This window comes from Pedobacter hiemivivus (assembly GCF_005144565.1).
GTDB classification, from domain to species: domain Bacteria; phylum Bacteroidota; class Bacteroidia; order Sphingobacteriales; family Sphingobacteriaceae; genus Pedobacter; species Pedobacter hiemivivus.
On record NZ_SWDX01000004.1, the window covers coordinates 150,915 to 168,448 of the forward strand.

Below are 17,534 nucleotides of genomic sequence, written 5' to 3' on the forward strand. Positions count from 1 at the left end.
GTTTTAGAGCGGGTATTATAATCTTAAATTTGTAGGTAAATAAAGAAGGCAATGAAAATAGAGCAGATTTATACGGGATGTTTAGCAGAAGCGGCTTATTATATTGAGAGTAACGGGGAGGCAGCAATTATTGATCCTTTGCGTGAGGTAGATCCTTATCTTAAGAAAGCGAAGAAAGACAATGCTGTAATCAAGTATATTTTTGAAACGCATTTTCATGCTGATTTTGTTTCGGGTCATGTGGATTTGGCTGAGAAATCGGGTGCTGAAATTGTATATGGCCCTACAGCCAAAACTTCTTTCAAATCGCATATTGCGGTAGATGGGGAACAGTTTAAAATTGGTGAGTTGACGATCACAGCGTTACATACACCTGGGCATACGCCAGAATCTACGACTTATTTGTTGACAGATAAAGATGGGAAACCTTATTGTATTTTTACTGGTGACACCTTGTTTATTGGTGATGTAGGCAGGCCGGATTTGGCACAGCAGGGAGACCTGACGATGGAGGATATGGCTGCAACTTTGTACGATTCATTACATACTAAAATATTAACGCTTCCTGATGATGTGTTGGTTTATCCTGCTCATGGCGCTGGTTCTGCTTGTGGTAAGAGCATGAGTAAAGAGACCTTTGATACTTTAGGTCACCAGAAGGAAGTTAATTATGCCCTTAAGGCAACTTCGAAAGCGCAGTTTGTAAAAGAGGTTACGGATGGCATTTTACCTCCGCCACAATATTTTGCTAAAAATGCCGCCATGAACAAAAATGGTTATGAAAGCTTTGATGAGGTTTACGAAAAAGGATTAAAGCCTTTGACTCCGGAGGAGTTCGAAGCGATGGCAAATTTAACCGGAGCTTTAATTCTGGATACCAGGGACCCACAAGTATTTGCCAAAGGTTTTGTTCCTTCTGCTGTAAATATAGGTCTGAATGGTCAGTTTGCCCCTTGGGTTGGCTCATTGATTACCGATTTAAAGCATCCTTTATTGCTGGTTGTTGAAGCTGGCAAAGAGGAAGAAGCGATTACACGTTTGGCAAGGGTAGGATACGACAATACGATTGGTTATTTAGAAGGTGGTGTTGCTGCATGGGATCAGGCTGGTAAGGATGTGGATACAATTAAATCAATCTCAGCCGAAGAATTTGAAAGCATAGTTAATGAGGATACATCCATCAAGGTGCTTGATGTAAGAAAACCGGGCGAATACGAGTCAGAACATTTGGAAATGACTATGACTCGTCCATTGGATTATATCAACGATTGGACTACTGAAATTGACCACAACGATACTTATTATGTGCATTGTGCAGGTGGTTACCGATCTATGATTGCGGCTTCCATCCTTAAAGCTAGGGGAGTTGAGCAGGTGATAGATATTGCCGGAGGTTATGGCGCGATTAAAAATACAGACTTAAAGCGTACGGATTTCGCTTGTCCTTCTAAAGCCATGAAGGCTTAGCTTGATATCTTTAGTGTTTTTTTAACAAAGCTACCTATTGCATTTTCCACTGCGGGAATGTCTTTTGAAGTAATGTAAGAGCCGAGCACATGACTGCCTCCATTAGGGATTGCAACTTTGGTTTTTAATTGTGCAGGTGTGCCAAGTTGATCAAACATCCGTAATTGGGCAGATACTTTTACGACGTGGTCCTGCTCTTTTTCGTTTTTATAATGATAGAGTAGCAGTACAGGTTGTTTTACTTTTTCGAAAGTTGTTTTGTTCATGCTGGTTTCCAGGAGTTCTTGTAGTTGTACCGTGGATTCAATCCGGTAACGGGAGTACCAGTATTTCTTTTCATCAGGCGTTTTATTTTTCGCTAATCTTTCTTTGCCACCTAATACCAGGCGCGCAATTTGTAAACCCCATGGATTATTTAGCATAAATGCCAGTTTGTCGTTGATTTCAATATTTGGAGAGATTAAAATAAGGCTATTGGCGTCAGGGTAGGTAGCAGCAAGCTTAAGCGCTAGTGAGCCTCCGGTGGATGTTCCGATAATGATAATTTTCTTGCCTAATCTTTTTCCAATTTCAAATGCTTGTTTGGCGCTTTCCCAAAGTCTGTCGGGCGTTGAATATTCCATTGCCGATACCGTGTCGACTCCATGGTCCGCTAATCGCGCAAGGTATAAATTGGCATGTAATAGATTTGCAAGATAAAAGTACGTAGGGTTGCCCTCGGCTTTAGAGGCGGAGTAGCCGTGTAGATACACTACAGCGTAATCTGATTGTTGTTTTTGTGTGCTGTCCGCCCAAACGATCTCGGCTTCGTTACCGGGCTTTATTTTGTGTCGTGATTCTATCTGTTTTACATAATCTTCGAGATGAGGAAGAGCAGGGACATTTGGGAGTTGAGTGCTATACTCGGGGTGTCTAGGTTTTGGGCCTAATAAATAAACGATGGTACCGATTAAAACAAGTGCAATAAAGACCTTAAATGCTTTTTTCATTATAAACTCTTTTTACTAAAAGTACGCTTTTAAAGATATTTAATTTATGTTTGCACACATATTTTTTAACCTGAATGCCAGGAATAAATCAGATAAAACTACCTATAGCCGCAGACATAGCTGCCTTTGAAGAAAAGTTCAAGGCATCGATGCATAGTGATGCACCATTACTTGATCGTATAACCCATTATATTGTAAAACGTAAGGGTAAGCAGATCAGACCAATGTTTGTCTTTTTTGCCGCAAAACTTTGTGGTGGAATCATAGAATCAACCCATAGAGGAGCCGCACTTGTAGAGCTGTTGCATACCGCTACGCTTGTACACGATGATGTGGTTGATAATGCCTACGAACGTAGAGGCTTCTTTTCGATTAATGCTTTATGGAAAAATAAGATTGCTGTTTTAGTAGGTGATTATTTGCTGGCTAAGGGTTTATTGCTTTCTGTAAACAATGGAGAGTTTCGCTTACTGCAGATTGTTTCTGAAGCGGTGAAACAGATGAGCGAAGGTGAGTTGCTGCAGATCGAGAAGGTAAGGCGGATGGACATCAGCGAAGCACTCTATTTTGATGTCATCAGACAAAAAACGGCTTCTCTCATTGCTTCTTGCTGTGCTTGTGGTGCTGCTTCGGCAGGCGCTGATGACGAGACGGTGGAGAAAATGAGGTTGTTTGGCGAAAAGGTAGGGATTGCTTTCCAGATTAAGGATGATACATTTGACTTTGGAACCGATGATGTAGGGAAGCCCCTTGGTATTGATATCAAAGAAAAGAAGGTTACCCTTCCATTGATCTATGCGTTAAATCGTGCCGATAAGGCGGAGAAGAAAAGAATCATTAGTCTGGTGAAAAACCATAACGATGAGCCGGCCAAGATACAGGAGATCATCGACTTTGTGAATGCCAAAGACGGGGTGCATTATGCCAATGAGAAAATGATCCAATATCAGCAGGAAGCTTTTGATATTCTATACAGCTTCGAACCCTGCGATGCAAGGACGGGCTTAGAGCAATTGGTTCGGTATACCACCGAACGCAAGAAATAATTGATATAGCCTAAACAATAGAAACTTTAATCCCCAGACTTTCCAGTCCTTTTTTAATTTGTTCAGAAATGCCGCTGTCGGTAATGATATGATCCACTTCCTCTATTCCGCATATTCTCCCGAAGCCTCGTTTTCCAAATTTGGTAGAATCTGCCAGTACAATTATTTTTTGAGAAGATTCAATCATCTGTCTGTTTAGGTGCGCTTCTGACGCATTAGTGGTAGTAAGCCCAAATTCCAGATCTATTCCATCCACACCAAGGTATAGCTTGCTACAGAAAACTGTGCCTAAAACATTGTCTGAATAAGGTCCTGCGACAGAAGAAGAGCTTTTTCTTAATAATCCTCCCAGCTGGATGATCTCAATGTCGTTATGGTGCAACAATTCTAGTGCAACATTTAATGCGGATGTGATTACGGTTAAACTACCTTTTGGTTTGATGCAGCGCGCCATAGCCAGCACAGTTGTTCCAGAGGCGATGATAATGGAATCGTTGTCTTCAATAAGATCTGCAGCTACCGCTCCGATTCTCATCTTTTCTGTCGATTGCAAATGTTCCTTTTCATTTACAGGTCGATCAACTGTATAAGGGTTGTTCAATGTGGCCCCGCCATGGGTTCTGTATAGAAGATTTTTGTCTTCAAGAAGTTTCAGATCCTTACGTATGGTTACAGACGAAACGTCTAGCGTTTTACATAGCGACTGCACATCTATTGCGCCTTCTGTTTGGATTTTATTTAAAATATATTGGTGTCTTTCGGCTATGTTGATCATTTATCTATATGTAAAGCAGTAGTAATATAAACATAATTTTTAACTGCAATATTAATTAATCCACAAACTTAACGGTAAAAAATAAATATGTCAATTTGTTTTTAATAATAAAAATCTTTCTTTAGTTTCGTTTTGTTGTATTTCGTTTTTAAAACGAAAGATTACGAAATAATCTTATTTGAAAATTGGAAAAAAACGAAATGTTGTTTAATCGGGAATCATTCATAGCGCAAGTAGAAGCAAAAAATAGTTGGGATGTTATCATTATTGGTGGTGGGGCAACGGGATTAGGGACTGCTGTGGATGCAGCGAGTAGAGGTTATAGTACGTTGTTGCTGGAGCAATCTGATTTTGCGAAAGGAACATCGAGTAGGAGTACCAAGCTGGTTCATGGTGGTGTTCGGTATTTGGCGCAGGGTGATGTAGCATTGGTGTATGAAGCGTTGCATGAACGTGGGCTTTTATTGAAAAATGCACCTCACCTGGTTAAAGATCAAGATTTCATTATACCATTGTATTCCTGGTTATCAAAATATAAATACCTGATTGGCTTAAAGCTTTATGATTTACTGGCTGGAAAGAGCGGTTTCAAGAAGTCTACGTTTTTATCAGCCGATAAAGTATTGAAAGCTATCCCAGGATTAAAACCTGATGGTTTGGTTGGTGGGGTGTGTTATAGCGATGGGCAGTTTGATGATGCCCGATTGGCATTGAACCTGGCGCAGACTGCTGCGGAATATGGTGGCGTGTTGTTGAATTATACTAAGGTTACTGGTTTAACAAAAACCGGCGGAAATATAAATGGGGTAAGTTTTACAGATACGGAGACGGATAAAAACTATACACTAAACGCAAAGGTAGTGATTAATGCTACTGGTGTTTTTGTGGATGAGATTTTAAAGATGGATGTTCCGTCAGGAAAGGCAATTGTTCGTCCAAGTCAGGGCGCTCATGTGGTTCTGGATGCTTCCTTTTTAAAAGGGAGTAGTGCATTGATGATCCCTAAAACTCCAGATGGAAGGGTGTTGTTTGCTGTGCCATGGCATGGAAAAGTATTGGTGGGTACAACTGATACGCCTTTAGATGAACATAGTTTAGAGCCTAAGCCACTGAATGAAGAGATCGAATTTATATTAACTACTGCGGGGAAATACCTTACAAAAGAACCTACCAGAAATGATGTGCTTGCTGCATTTGCAGGTTTAAGACCATTGGCAGCTCCAGGTAAGGATACCGACAGTACAAAGGAAATCTCGAGAAGTCATAAGTTAATTATTAGTAAGTCTGGATTGATTACCATCACAGGTGGTAAATGGACAACTTATCGCAGGATGGCTATGGATGTTGTAGATAAGGCGATTGAATTGGGGAAGCTGGCTGCAAAAAAATGCATTACGCAGGACGTTAAAATACACGGGTATCTTTCTGAGATGGGGACTGGAGATCTGGAGCTGTACGGTGTTGATGCTGATGGGATTCGTGCTTTAATGAAAACTGAACCGAAACTAAACGAAGTTTTGTATCCTGGTTTTAAATATGTGAAGGCTGAGGTGGTTTGGATGGTGCGGAATGAAATGGCTCGTACTGTTGAGGATGTGCTTTCACGCAGGATGCGGTTGTTATTTCTGGATGCAAAAGGGGCTTTGCTGCTTGCTCCTGGTGTAGCTGCCGTAATGGCAGAAGCGCTGGGTAAGGACGAGCAATGGGTAAGCGCGCAGGTTGAAACGTTTACCGAGCTGGTAAGACAGTACTTATTATATCCGCTACCAATGAAAGGAGATGGGGGTGAAACCTGGGTAAAGGCCACCGCCTAAATTAATAAAGACTTAACATAGGCTTAAAATAGCAAACTTGATATTTGCAGCGAATTAAAGTTAGTCGAAATGAAACGAAACGTTGCAAAACAAAAAGAACTAACCAAATAATTAAATAGCATTATGATTAGAAATTCTACAAATTACATGCAGTTTAAAAAACCATTTAAATACCTTGCTTTTGCATGGATAGTGGTTTTTATGCAATTGCCCCAAGTGCTTCTGGCTGAAACGGAGCCGACACCTATTTATCTGGCTCGACAGGAAACTGTTACAGTAAAAGGAACGGTTAAAGACGGAGGTGACGGAGAATCGATACCTGGTGTAACCATTTCGGATAGTCAAAGAAAAGTTTTGGGCGTAACCGATGGGAACGGCTCTTTTACGGTGAAAGCTGTAAAAGGAACTGAGCTTTCTTTTAATATGATTGGTTATGCGGTTGCTAAACGTATGGTTACCGGGGCAACCAATACGATGACCGTTACGTTGAACAGTTCAAGTTCAGATCTTAATGAGGTTGTAGTAACGGCCCTAGGTATTAAACGTGAACAGAAATCTTTGGGTTTTGCTACAACTACGGTTGACAGTACGCAGTTAACTAATGCGATTTCCAGTAACTGGACCGATGCTTTGTCAGGAAAAGTTGCAGGTTTAAATATGGTGCGTAGTGACGGCCCGGCTGGATCCAATAAAATTATTTTACGTGGTGAGAATAACCTTACAGGTGATAACGAAGCACTAATTGTAATTGATGGTGTGGTGGCCTCTAGTAGTTCTAGACGTACTGCTGCTACTGGTGGTGGTGTGTATGGTACATCTGGCGATATTATGCCTGCGGATTTCGGAAGTGGAATAAGCGATTTGAATCCTGATGATATCGAGTCTGTTACTGTGCTTAAAGGCCCTGCAGCATCAGCGCTGTATGGTCAAAGAGGTGCTAATGGTGCGATTATCATTACGACTAAATCTGCCACTAAGGATAGAAAAACGATGGGGATCACCTTTACCTCGAACAGCTCATGGCAAGACATAAATCGTGGCCCAGACAGACAACAGGAGTTTGGTTCAGGTACTTTTGGTGTTCCTTATTTCTCCTATGGTACATCTCCTGATGGATCAAGTACAAACGGAACCAGTTCTACATTTGGACCTGCATTTAGTACAGGAAGTATGTTCTATCAATATGATCCTGTAACAAAAAAGCAAGGTGTTGCGCGCACGCCTTGGGTTGCTTATAAAGATCCAATAGATGCATTTTTTGTGACTGGATTCGAATCGTTGAATTCAATAAGTTTAGATGGTACCTATAAGAAAGTGGGTATGCGTCTTTCTGCAAGTCATGGTAGCAATGAATGGATTGTACCAAATACAGGCTATGAAAGAACTACTGTTACCTTTAATGCAAATACCAACCTAACTAAAAAGCTAAGCTTAAATCTAAAAGCACAATATGCTAACAAACATAGCGATAACTTACCTGCCACTGGTTATGGTAATCAATCTCTGATGTATTGGTTTATGTTTGCGCAGCCTAACGTAAATGTGGATTGGTATAGGGACTATTGGACTCCTGGTAAGGAATTCCAGCAATTGATTAACCTTACCACTACTAACCCGGAAAGTCCATACGCTATTTCAGAACAATATATAAATGCACAAAGAAGAAATGGGTTTTTGGGTAATGTTCAAGCCAATTACAAATTTAGTAAAGCGCTAAGTTTAATGGCTCGGGCGTCGATAGATTTAACCGACGAGGCGCGTGAAACTCGTCGCCCTTGGGATGCCTCTGGAAATAAGTTTGCGCATGGTTCTTATCGTGTATCTGATATGCATGCTTATGAGATCAATGCTGACTTCTTGTTAAAATACGACAAAAAAATTAGCAAAGACTTGCATTTGACAGCAAATGTTGGTGGTAGTCAGATGCGTAACCAATATGGTAAGTTGGAAACTCGTGCAGACGGTTTGGTAATTCCTAATATTTATATGTTGGATAACAATGAAAACCCTTTGGTTTATGTTCCAGATACCGCAAGGTATAGAATCAATAGTCTTTATGCTTCAGCATCATTTGCCTATAAAAACTTTTTATACTTAGATATTACGGGGCGCCAGGATTGGAATAGTACTTTGGCAACATTAACAAGTACAGACAACGTAGGTTTTTTCTATCCATCAGCTAGTTTAGCTTTTGTAGCATCTGATTATTGGACGCTTCCAAAAGCATTTAGCTTTGCTAAGTTAAGGGCTTCAATAGCACAGGTTGGTAGTGGAAGTAATGTTCCATATAGAACTGCATATTATTATTTGAAAGCAGCAGATGGAATTTATCCGGATACTTCAATGAACAATCCAAGATCATTGCCTAATTATGATTTGAAACCACTTAAAACAACTACAATTGAATTGGGATTAGAATTGAAAATGTTTAAAAATCGTTTAGGCTTAGACCTTGCTGTGTATGCAGGTAATACCAAAAACCAAATATTAAACAGAATTGTAGATAAATCTACTGGGTACAATGTACAGGTGGTTAATGTTGGTAGGGTAGATAATAGAGGGATTGAGATTGCGCTTAATGGTACCCCAGTACAAACCAAGAACTTCAAATGGACAACTTTTGCTACTTTCTCAGCAAATAAAAATATAATTAAAGAGCTGGTAGATAGTTCTGTGGTACTTCGTACAGGAGCATTGGGTGGTGGCCAGGTTGTGGCTAACGTTGGCGGTAGTATGGGCGATTTATACGGAAGAGGCTATCTGCGGTCGCCAGATGGACAAATTGTTTTCAATCCGGTTACAGGTGTGGCTTTAGAAAATCCTGATTTGCTATATCTTGGTAATACCATGCCTACAATGAGATTTAGTCTTGGCACAGGGTTTAATTATAAACAATTTAGCTTAAATGTTTTATTTGATGCTCAGGTTGGAGGAGTTGGTCATTCACTTACTTTCTCAAGAATGGCGTCTTTGGGTAAGCATGCAGTTACATTACCTGGTAGATATAATGGTGTAATTGGAGATGGAGTTTTACAGAACCCTGATGGTACTTTCCGTAAAAATGATGTAATCGCTACTGACCTTGCTGCTTTTTATGAATCGGTTTATGGAAGTGGCCAGGCTGAAGGCAGTATTTTTAGAACAGATTATGTTAAATTTAGAGAAGCTAGTATTGGTTACGCTCTTGGTAAGAAGTTGTTGAAAAGATTAGACGTTTTTAATAAGGCAACCTTAAGTGTTTATGGACGTGACCTGTTCATTTGGTCGCCATGGCCAGCATTCGACCCTGAGTTTGGAACCTTAGCTGGTTCGGATATTGTTCAAGGATTTGAGACAGGCCAATTACCATCTACCAGAACATTTGGTGTACGTTTAGTTGTGGGCCTTTAATTTATAGAAATTATGAAAAAGTTTAAAAATACTCTAGTATATACACTTTTAACGGTTTTGGGTTTGTCAACCCTATCTTGTACAAAAGATTTCACCAAGGTAAATGTTGATCCTATTGGTGAGAGAGAGGTAGAAGCACGCAGATTGTTAGCGCCTGCTTTAGTGAATATTGTAACGGCTAATATGAATCGTAACTGGAACTTCAATAATCAATTGATGCAGGTTTCGGTAGAAATTAGTGATGCTGAAGGTAAGGTATTTCGTTACGATGTGAGAAGAACCTGGGCTGATTATACCTGGAATGCCTGGTATACAAATATGACAGATCTTAAGGACATCTATACTATTGCAGGTAAACCTGAAAGCCTTAATAAATCTTATCAGGGAATATCGTTGATTTCCCAAACATGGGTTTCATCATTATTAACAGATACTTATGGTGATGTTCCTTATACTGAAGCGAATACGGGTAAAATCGGCAACATGCAGCCCGTGTTTGATAAGCAAAAAGATATCTATGCAGATATGTTTAAAAAACTGGAAGAAGCAAATGACTTATTAAAAGAAGGTACAGCCATAGAAGGTGCAAGTGATCCAGTTTTTAAGGGGGATGTTTCAAAATGGAGAAGATTTGGTAATTCACTTTATTTAAGGTTATTACTTCGTGCTTCTGGAAAAGCAGAAGTTGCAAGTACAGTAATTGCAAAGATTAAAGAGATTGTAGATACTAACCCTGCTGAATATCCAATTATAGAAAATAATACGCAGACTGCTAAAATTTTATGGAACGGAACCAATAGTAGTACAGCTGTTTATTCTTCTCCATTTATGATAAATATACGAGCAGTTGATTTTAGGAATATGCCTATTTGTGATTTCTTCTTGGGTAAATTGGTTACATGGGAAGATCCAAGGGTAGATCCAGCTTTGGGTACTGGTGGTGTATCTCGTTTCGGTATTGACAAAGGAATTGATGGTTATGTAGGTGTGCCAAGTGGTTATGAACCGGGTTCTGGTGTGATTATACAAGCGCATTTTAATTCAGATGCAGAAAATAAATTCACTTTGCAAACGGATCCGAATACAGGTATCATTATGAACAGTGCAGAAGTGAGCTTTATTCTAGCTGAGGCAGCTGCAAAAGGTTGGATCAATGGTTCTGCTGAGAATTACTATTATAAAGGGATGGTTGATGCGATCACTTACTGGATGCCAACACAATATACAGGACCAACAGATGCTAAATTTGTTAAGTACATCACTGATGCAAACTTAAAATGGAATGCTGCCTTACCATTGGAGGATCTTTCTGGGGGAAATAGTAAAATGGAAATGATACATATACAAAAGTATTATGCGATGTTCCTGGTTGACTTTCAACAATGGTTTGAATTTAGACGTACCGGCCATCCTTTTTTACCAAGAGGAGCAGCCTTAGGGGATCTTAAAATGCCGGTAAGGTTAAATTACCCGCTTGTAACGCAATCTACAAATCCAACCAACTATAAGAAAGCTGTAGCCATTCAAGGTGCAGATGATATCAATACGTTGATGTGGTGGCAAAAACCCTAATTTTTAATATTTAGAAAAATAGTCATGAGAAAGATACTAAATAAACATATACTGATAATAGGGGCATTTATAGTTGCACTGGCTGCATGTAAAAGGGATAGTGATTATATGATCGTTACGCCTAGTCCATTTATTTCCAATTTAGATTTAAAAAAGCTTTATAAAGGTGCTGATGTTACCCTAACTAAAGAATTAACCAGGGAGGCAATTAGTGTACAAGGTCAGGTAACTTCTGATCATTCTGGCCATAATTTACCTGAAGGGTTATTGTTTATCCAGAATTTAAGACAAGTGTCTAGTGGGATCGACTCCTTAAGGGGGATTGCGATAAACGTAGGTGCAGCAGCAGCCAATTATGTTCCAGGAGATTCTGTACAGATAAAAATAGAAGGTGGTGTACTAAAGCGTGTGAATGGAATTTTGCAAATTACGGGAGTTTCCGCTAGTGATATAGTAAAGGTAAAGTCCGGGGTAAAATTATTTTATACGCCAGTTTCAGCGATCACTTTGTTTGCCAAACCTGATAATTTCGAAGGATGCTTAGTGAAGATCAACAATTGTAATTTCGAGCCTAATATTGGTGTTGAAACACTTGAAGGAGTGAAGACGTTGAATGAGGGTTCAGGAGATATGCAAATGCATGTGAATGCTACAGCAAATTTTAAAAATGAGCTGTTACCTTATTCTGCGAATGTGACTGGACTATTAATTCCTTCTTCAACAGGTGTTCCGCAGGTTTGGCCACGAATAAAGGCCGATTTTGAAGCAACAAGTATCGTTGTTGATCCATCAATTCCATTAGGACCACATCCTGCAATTATTACTGGTTACCTGGCTGATCCGACTGGTACAGATGCTAACTATGAATACATACAATTCATGGCTACTCAGGATTTGGATTTCAGACAAAAGAATTTTAGTGTATATACAACGAATAACGCTGGAGCCTCTACCCCTACTGGTTTTCCAGTTGCTGGATGGAATACTGGTGATTTACGTACCTATAAGCTTGTAATTACCCGTGGTACTGTAGCAAAGGGAAAATTCTTTTACGTTGGTGGTTATAAACAGATATCTGGTGTAGGATCAAGGGATATTAGTCAGGCCAATTGGGTAGTAAGTAAGCTGTATGCTAATGTTGGGGGAGAAGATGGAATTGGCACTAAAACGAGTAACCTACTTGGTAATAGTGGGAATCCGGCTGGTATTGCAATTTTCCCTTTTACCAATGTTGAATTAAAGTCAGTGCCATCAGATGTGATATTCTATGGAGGTACAGGAGGATCCATGTTTGGTAGTGGAGTCGGATACTCTATCTGCAACAACGATTTTTACAACATAAAGGATGGTAATACTGATCAACCATTTTTCAGACAAGGTAAGAATACGGCGATACTTGTGATTCCAGGCGTCAATGCATTCAGTTTTCTTGGAGGGGTGTATGATGCTGCTGCTAAGAAATGGATAACTAAGCGGACCCATAATTCTGTTGCAATTGGTACAACTTCGCCTTTGACGCTAATTGAAGAGCGGCCAGTGGACGACAAATTGCCAATGACAAAACTTATAAATTAGTATTTTTCCTTAACAGGAGCTATCATTGGTAGCTCCTGTTTAATAAACAGCTTCTTTTAATAGCTGGCAACAAAATCGGTTTAGGCTCTTCGGAAAAAGAACCTTCTATTAAAAATGGTCGTTTAAACATCGACGACTTTGCCGTCTATCAAAATTAGGATAATAGAGATCCTTTCATACCCCTTATTGCACAAAATTCATCCTTATCTTTTTATTTTTTTAATATATAATTGTGAATAGAAGATCCTTTATACAATCAATGGGCCTCATTACAGGAGGCGCCTTCATCAGTTTACAAAGCAATGCCTTTTCTAAACTAAGAAGAGATAAAACAATTACCGGTATAGTGTCCGATGGCAAAAGAGGAATTGCAAATGTGGTGATCTCAGATGGCTATAGCGTTGTGGTTACAGATGCCAAAGGAAAATATACAATTACAACCGATGATAGGGCGACCAATATTTTTATGAGTACGCCTGCAGGCTACGAGTTTAAAACAGATTATAGCGTGGCCAGGCAATATGAAACCTTAGGTAGTCGCAATAGCTATGATTTTAAGCTTAAGGCACTTAAAAGAAATGATAACAAGCATAATTTTATCATTTGGGCTGATCCACAGGTTAAATCGAAGAAAGATGTAAAACAAATGATGGAAACCGCTGTGCCAGATGTGCAGCAATTGGTTAAATCAATGGGCCCTGATGCCTTGATTCACGGTATTTGTGTAGGAGATATTGTATGGGATAACCACGCTTTATTTCCTGATTATAATCAGGCGGTAGCTGATATGGGGATTCCATTTTTCCAGGCCTTAGGTAACCATGATATGGATTACCGACAAGGTGGTGATGAAACATCGGATAAGACCTTTAAAGAAGTATTTGGGCCTACCTATTATTCTTTTAATAGAGGTAAAGCACATTATGTGGTTTTGGATGATGTACGCTACCTGGGGACTGAGCGCTTGTACGATGGTTATATTGGCGAAAATCAATTGGCTTGGTTGGCTAAGGATCTTAAATACGTAGCCAAAGATCAGCTGTTGATCATTAACCTGCACATTCCTGTACACAATTCTGTTAAAAATAACGCAGAACTGTATGCCTTGCTGGAAGGCTATAAAAACGTCCACATTATGTCTGGACATACCCATTATAACCTCAATAAAATAACCAACGGTATATACGAACACAATCATGGAACGGTATGTGGTGCTTGGTGGACTGGCCCAATCTGTGAAGATGGTACCCCACGTGGTTATGGTGTTTATGAGGTAGAGGGTACAGACATGAAATGGTATTACAAATCAACTGGATTTGATAAAACTAAACAAGTGAGTATGTACGTAGAGGAGTTAACCGATCAGAAAAGGGTAATCGCCAACGTTTGGAACTGGGATCCGGAATGGAAGGTTGAATATTTTTTAGATGATAAACCAATGGGGGCACTGGAGCAGCAAAAGGGATATGATCCTTTAGCAGTCCAATTGTATAAAGGTGATAAATTACCGGTTACAAGGTCATTTGCTGAGCCTAAAAAGATGGATCATTTATTTATGGCCCACTTTAGCCCTTCTGTAAAAAGCATTAAAGTGATTGCAACAGATCGTTTTGGTGAAAAGTATACAGGTATGCTTAACGCGTAGGGCGTTTCGTCATCCTGAATTACCAATGACAGATTGTTTTTAGTCGGTCGTCATCCCGATGAAGACCGGGATCTCTCAAGAGAAAGACTACCCTTCTATTGTGAGATCCTGATACCGGCCTTCGCCGGCATGACAAATTCAGGACGACCGGATTAATGAAAGAACCTTTTCGTATTTAAAAAACTAAATATAAATCAATGAAGAATGTAATTTGTGTAGCCGCTGCGGCATTGTTAAGTTTGTCGGCCTGTAAAACCATGAAAAATTCCAATTCAACTGACAAAGCCGAATTTCCCGCATTTAGCACCGAGGGGCACAGAGGAGGAAGAGGTATAGTGCCTGAAAATACGATCATCGCGATGCGCTATGCTGTCGATTTAGGTATTACTACACTGGAAATGGATACACACATTACCAAAGATGGCAAAGTTGTAGTGACACATGATGATTATTTGAGCCCTGCATTTATGCTAACCCCTGAGGGTAAAGAAATCCCAAAATCAGATGCTAAAAAGTATCCGGTATACCAGATGGATTATAGCACATTGAAACAATTTGACCTTGGCTCAAAACCGCACTTACTTTTTCCTGAGCAGAAAAAGATTAAGACCTATATCCCGTTACTAGCAGACTTAATTGATGATGTACAGCAGTACACCAAAGGGAAAAAACAGATGTTCTATAACATAGAAATCAAATGCAGCGCTAAAGGTGATGGTATTGTAAATCCAGGACCTGAGGAATTTGTGAAACTGTTGATGGATGTGATCACCGAAAAAGGAATTACACCTTATGTAGTTATTCAGTCTTTCGATAAAAGAACATTACAAATTCTACATAAAAAATACCCTAATGTGCGTACATCTTACCTGGTAGATAATAAAAAAACTGTAGCGCAAAATCTTGAAGATCTTGGTTTCAATCCTTTTATTTTAAGTCCGGCTTTTAAAATGGTAACTGCTAATCTGGTAAAGCAATGCCACGAGCGTAAGATTAAAGTGATCCCTTGGACAGCAAATACCAAGGAAGATATCGCGAATTTAAAGCAGTTAAATGTAGATGGCATCATTTCCGATTATCCAGGCCTGTTTGTCAACTAACTATAAAGGTATAACGCTCTTCAAGATAATAACCCTACTCAAACCAATACCATCAACTAACCAAAAACAATATCGACTAACCAATCTAAATGAGTATTAAATTATTTTCACCGGCTCCACATAAAGAGCTGTTACCTTTAAACAGGATAGATCCTGAATATAAAAAGCAACGTTTAAAAGTCTTTCTTGGGATATTTTTAGGTTATGCTGGTTACTACCTGGTACGTAAAAATTTTTCACTGGCTATGCCTGATCTTATTGATCAAGGATTTAGTAAAGCGCAGTTGGGCTTTGCACTTTCAGGCGTATCCATTGCTTATGGCTTAAGCAAGTTCTTAATGGGGAATGTTTCAGACCGAAGCAATGCCCGTAATTTCCTTACTGCCGGATTGGTGCTGTCTGCCTTTACCATGATTTTTATGGGGATGTTTCCTTTTGGAACTTCATCTATTGCTGTCATGTTTATCTTGTTATTCCTTAACGGATGGTTTCAAGGGATGGGATGGCCCCCATGCGGTAGGGTAGTGGTACACTGGTACTCTATAAAGGAGCGTGGTACCATGATGTCTATCTGGAACGTAGCGCATAATGTGGGCGGTGGTTTAGTAGGACCTATCGCTATTTTAGCCATAGAGATCTTTGCCGACTGGCATAGTAAGTTTTACTTCCCAGGCTTCATTGCGTTGTTTTTTGCAGTTGTAGCCTATATTTTGGTTAGAGATACGCCACAATCTTGTGGATTACCGCCTATTGAGGAATACAAAAACGATTATCCAAAAAACTATTCTGCAGATCAGGAAAAGGAGTTTACAGCTAAAGAGATCTTTTTCAAATACGTATTTAACAACAGAATGTTATGGTACATCGCCTTTGCGAATGCTTTTGTATACCTGGTTAGATATGGAATTTTAGACTGGGCACCTACTTTCCTTGAAGAAGCCAAAGGTTTTTCTTTAAAAGAGTCAGGTATGGCCTATTTCTTTTACGAGTATGCGGGTATTCCAGGGACGCTACTTTGTGGTTTGATCAGTGATAAAGTATTTAAAGGACGCAGGGCTCCGGCAACGATCATATATATGGTGTTGGTGCTGGTTGCCGTATTGGTATACTGGAAAAATCCACCAGGAAACATCTGGATTGATAATGCCGCATTAATTGCGATAGGCTTCTTGATTTATGGTCCTGTGATGCTTATTGGGGTGCAGGCACTAGATCTGGTACCTAAAAAAGCGGCGGGTACTGCGGCTGGATTGACTGGTCTTTTTGGTTACATGGGTGGTGCTTTATTTGCCAATATTGCCATTGGTCTTGTAGTGGATAAATGGGGCTGGGATGGTGGTTTCGAAGTGATTGTGGCCGCATGTCTCTTATCTATCTTCTTTACCGCATTAACCTGGAACAGAGAAAAAAGGAATTTAGCAGCGATGTAAAATTATTATTTTAGGCGCTTCATATAACCAAACATAAAATGAACCATTCATTTCACAAAATCATTGCAGGATTAAGTTTAATTCTGATACTAGCCTCAGCAAGTACAAAGGCTCAGGTAGTAAAATGGGATAGCACTTACAGACCGGGTGCTTACCTTAAAAAGGTTGAAGCCTTTAAAACAGAAGGCATCAAAAAAAAGGATTACGTTTTTTTAGGGAACAGCATTACTGCCGGAACAGACTGGGGTAAATTATTGGATTTACCTAATGCTAAAAACAGGGGGATCTCTGGAGATATCACCTTTGGTGTTTTAGAGCGTCTGGATCAGGTAATAGCTGGCAAACCTTCAAAAGTATTTGTATTGATAGGAATCAATGATGTGTCGAGAAATATTCCTGATAGTATCATCTTAAGGAATTATAAAAATATCATTGGCAGAATAAAAGCGGGTTCGAAAAAGACAAAGATCTATTTCTATACGCTGTTGCCAGTAAACAGCTCATTTAATAAGTTCAAGAACCATTATGGTAAAGATGAACACATTTTGTGGCTCAATTCGGAGATCAGAAAGCTAGCTGATAAAAAGGTAACGATCATTGATCTTTACCCAGCGTTCTTAGACTCAGAAAATCATTTAAAAGCTAATCTAACACACGATGGATTGCACCTGAAGCCGGAGGGTTACCAGGTTTGGGCAGAGGTGCTCAAAAAGGGAGGCTATTTAAAGTAG

The 17,534-nt window shown here is 39.6% G+C and carries 12 protein-coding genes; 10 read left to right on the top strand and 2 right to left on the bottom strand.

The annotated features are described in order from the left end of the window. Window positions 1–51 precede the first annotated feature (51 nt). A complete protein-coding gene (locus FBD94_RS10995; RefSeq protein WP_136880246.1) occupies window positions 52–1,467 on the top strand; it encodes an MBL fold metallo-hydrolase in 1,416 nt (471 codons plus the stop codon). Here FBD94_RS10995 and FBD94_RS11000 read toward each other — a convergent pair. Then, window positions 1,464–2,456 carry an alpha/beta hydrolase gene (locus FBD94_RS11000; protein WP_136880247.1) on the bottom strand — a complete coding sequence of 331 codons (993 nt, stop codon included), beginning with the start codon at window positions 2,454–2,456 and terminating at the stop codon, window positions 1,464–1,466. The two genes, FBD94_RS10995 and FBD94_RS11000, sit on opposite strands and share 4 nt — an antisense overlap. A 74-nt stretch (window positions 2,457–2,530) precedes the next feature. Here FBD94_RS11000 and FBD94_RS11005 point away from each other — a divergent pair, with 74 nt between their 5' ends. Beyond that, a complete protein-coding gene (locus FBD94_RS11005) occupies window positions 2,531–3,502 on the top strand; it encodes a polyprenyl synthetase family protein (RefSeq protein WP_131610033.1) in 972 nt (323 codons plus the stop codon). A 10-nt stretch (window positions 3,503–3,512) separates the two neighbouring features. On the opposite strand, the gene FBD94_RS11010 is transcribed toward FBD94_RS11005, so the two are convergent. After that, a complete protein-coding gene (locus FBD94_RS11010; protein ID WP_136880248.1) occupies window positions 3,513–4,277 on the bottom strand; it encodes a DeoR/GlpR family DNA-binding transcription regulator in 765 nt (254 codons plus the stop codon). Window positions 4,278–4,477: 200 nt separating this feature from the next. Here FBD94_RS11010 and FBD94_RS11015 point away from each other — a divergent pair, with 200 nt between their 5' ends. From FBD94_RS11015 to FBD94_RS11050, 8 genes are all read left to right on the top strand, one after another. Next, on the top strand, window positions 4,478–6,091 hold the full coding sequence (locus tag FBD94_RS11015; protein ID WP_136880511.1) for a glycerol-3-phosphate dehydrogenase/oxidase: 1,614 nt from the start codon (window positions 4,478–4,480) through the stop codon (window positions 6,089–6,091). Window positions 6,092–6,214: 123 nt separating this feature from the next. Further along, window positions 6,215–9,481 (top strand): SusC/RagA family TonB-linked outer membrane protein, encoded by a 3,267-nt coding sequence (locus FBD94_RS11020; RefSeq protein WP_136880249.1) that lies wholly within the window; start codon window positions 6,215–6,217, stop codon window positions 9,479–9,481. Between the two features lie 12 nt (window positions 9,482–9,493). After that, window positions 9,494–11,053 (top strand): SusD/RagB family nutrient-binding outer membrane lipoprotein, encoded by a 1,560-nt coding sequence (locus tag FBD94_RS11025; RefSeq protein WP_136880250.1) that lies wholly within the window; start codon window positions 9,494–9,496, stop codon window positions 11,051–11,053. A gap of 24 nt (window positions 11,054–11,077) precedes the next feature. Then, window positions 11,078–12,628: a DUF5689 domain-containing protein gene (locus FBD94_RS11030; RefSeq protein WP_136880251.1), complete on the top strand. Its 1,551-nt coding sequence runs from the start codon at window positions 11,078–11,080 to the stop codon at window positions 12,626–12,628. A gap of 232 nt (window positions 12,629–12,860) precedes the next feature. Then, on the top strand, window positions 12,861–14,273 hold the full coding sequence (locus FBD94_RS11035; RefSeq protein ID WP_136880252.1) for a calcineurin-like phosphoesterase C-terminal domain-containing protein: 1,413 nt from the start codon (window positions 12,861–12,863) through the stop codon (window positions 14,271–14,273). A 197-nt stretch (window positions 14,274–14,470) separates the two neighbouring features. Further along, the gene (locus FBD94_RS11040; protein WP_136880253.1) at window positions 14,471–15,373 is read left to right on the top strand and encodes a glycerophosphodiester phosphodiesterase family protein; all 903 of its coding nucleotides are present in this window, start codon (window positions 14,471–14,473) and stop codon (window positions 15,371–15,373) included. Window positions 15,374–15,462: 89 nt separating this feature from the next. Beyond that, window positions 15,463–16,803, top strand: coding sequence for a glycerol-3-phosphate transporter (gene glpT / locus FBD94_RS11045; protein WP_136880254.1), 1,341 nt, complete (start codon window positions 15,463–15,465; stop codon window positions 16,801–16,803). A gap of 38 nt (window positions 16,804–16,841) precedes the next feature. Further along, window positions 16,842–17,534, top strand: a complete 693-nt coding sequence (locus FBD94_RS11050; RefSeq protein ID WP_136880255.1) for a GDSL-type esterase/lipase family protein — start codon at window positions 16,842–16,844, stop codon at window positions 17,532–17,534.

Excerpts from the sequence above, each read along its gene's own strand:
- FBD94_RS11010 (WP_136880248.1), bottom strand. The coding sequence starts at position 4,277 with ATGATCAACATAGCCGAAAGACACCAATATATTTTAAATAAAATCCAA.
- glpT (WP_136880254.1), top strand. The coding sequence starts at position 15,463 with ATGAGTATTAAATTATTTTCACCGGCTCCACATAAAGAGCTGTTACCT.
- FBD94_RS11040 (WP_136880253.1), top strand. The coding sequence starts at position 14,471 with ATGAAGAATGTAATTTGTGTAGCCGCTGCGGCATTGTTAAGTTTGTCG.
- FBD94_RS10995 (WP_136880246.1), top strand. The coding sequence starts at position 52 with ATGAAAATAGAGCAGATTTATACGGGATGTTTAGCAGAAGCGGCTTAT.
- FBD94_RS11030 (WP_136880251.1), top strand. The coding sequence starts at position 11,078 with ATGAGAAAGATACTAAATAAACATATACTGATAATAGGGGCATTTATA.
- FBD94_RS11050 (WP_136880255.1), top strand. The coding sequence starts at position 16,842 with ATGAACCATTCATTTCACAAAATCATTGCAGGATTAAGTTTAATTCTG.
- FBD94_RS11005 (WP_131610033.1), top strand. The coding sequence starts at position 2,531 with ATGCCAGGAATAAATCAGATAAAACTACCTATAGCCGCAGACATAGCT.
- FBD94_RS11025 (WP_136880250.1), top strand. The coding sequence starts at position 9,494 with ATGAAAAAGTTTAAAAATACTCTAGTATATACACTTTTAACGGTTTTG.
- FBD94_RS11015 (WP_136880511.1), top strand. The coding sequence starts at position 4,478 with ATGTTGTTTAATCGGGAATCATTCATAGCGCAAGTAGAAGCAAAAAAT.
- FBD94_RS11020 (WP_136880249.1), top strand. The coding sequence starts at position 6,215 with ATGATTAGAAATTCTACAAATTACATGCAGTTTAAAAAACCATTTAAA.
- FBD94_RS11000 (WP_136880247.1), bottom strand. The coding sequence starts at position 2,456 with ATGAAAAAAGCATTTAAGGTCTTTATTGCACTTGTTTTAATCGGTACC.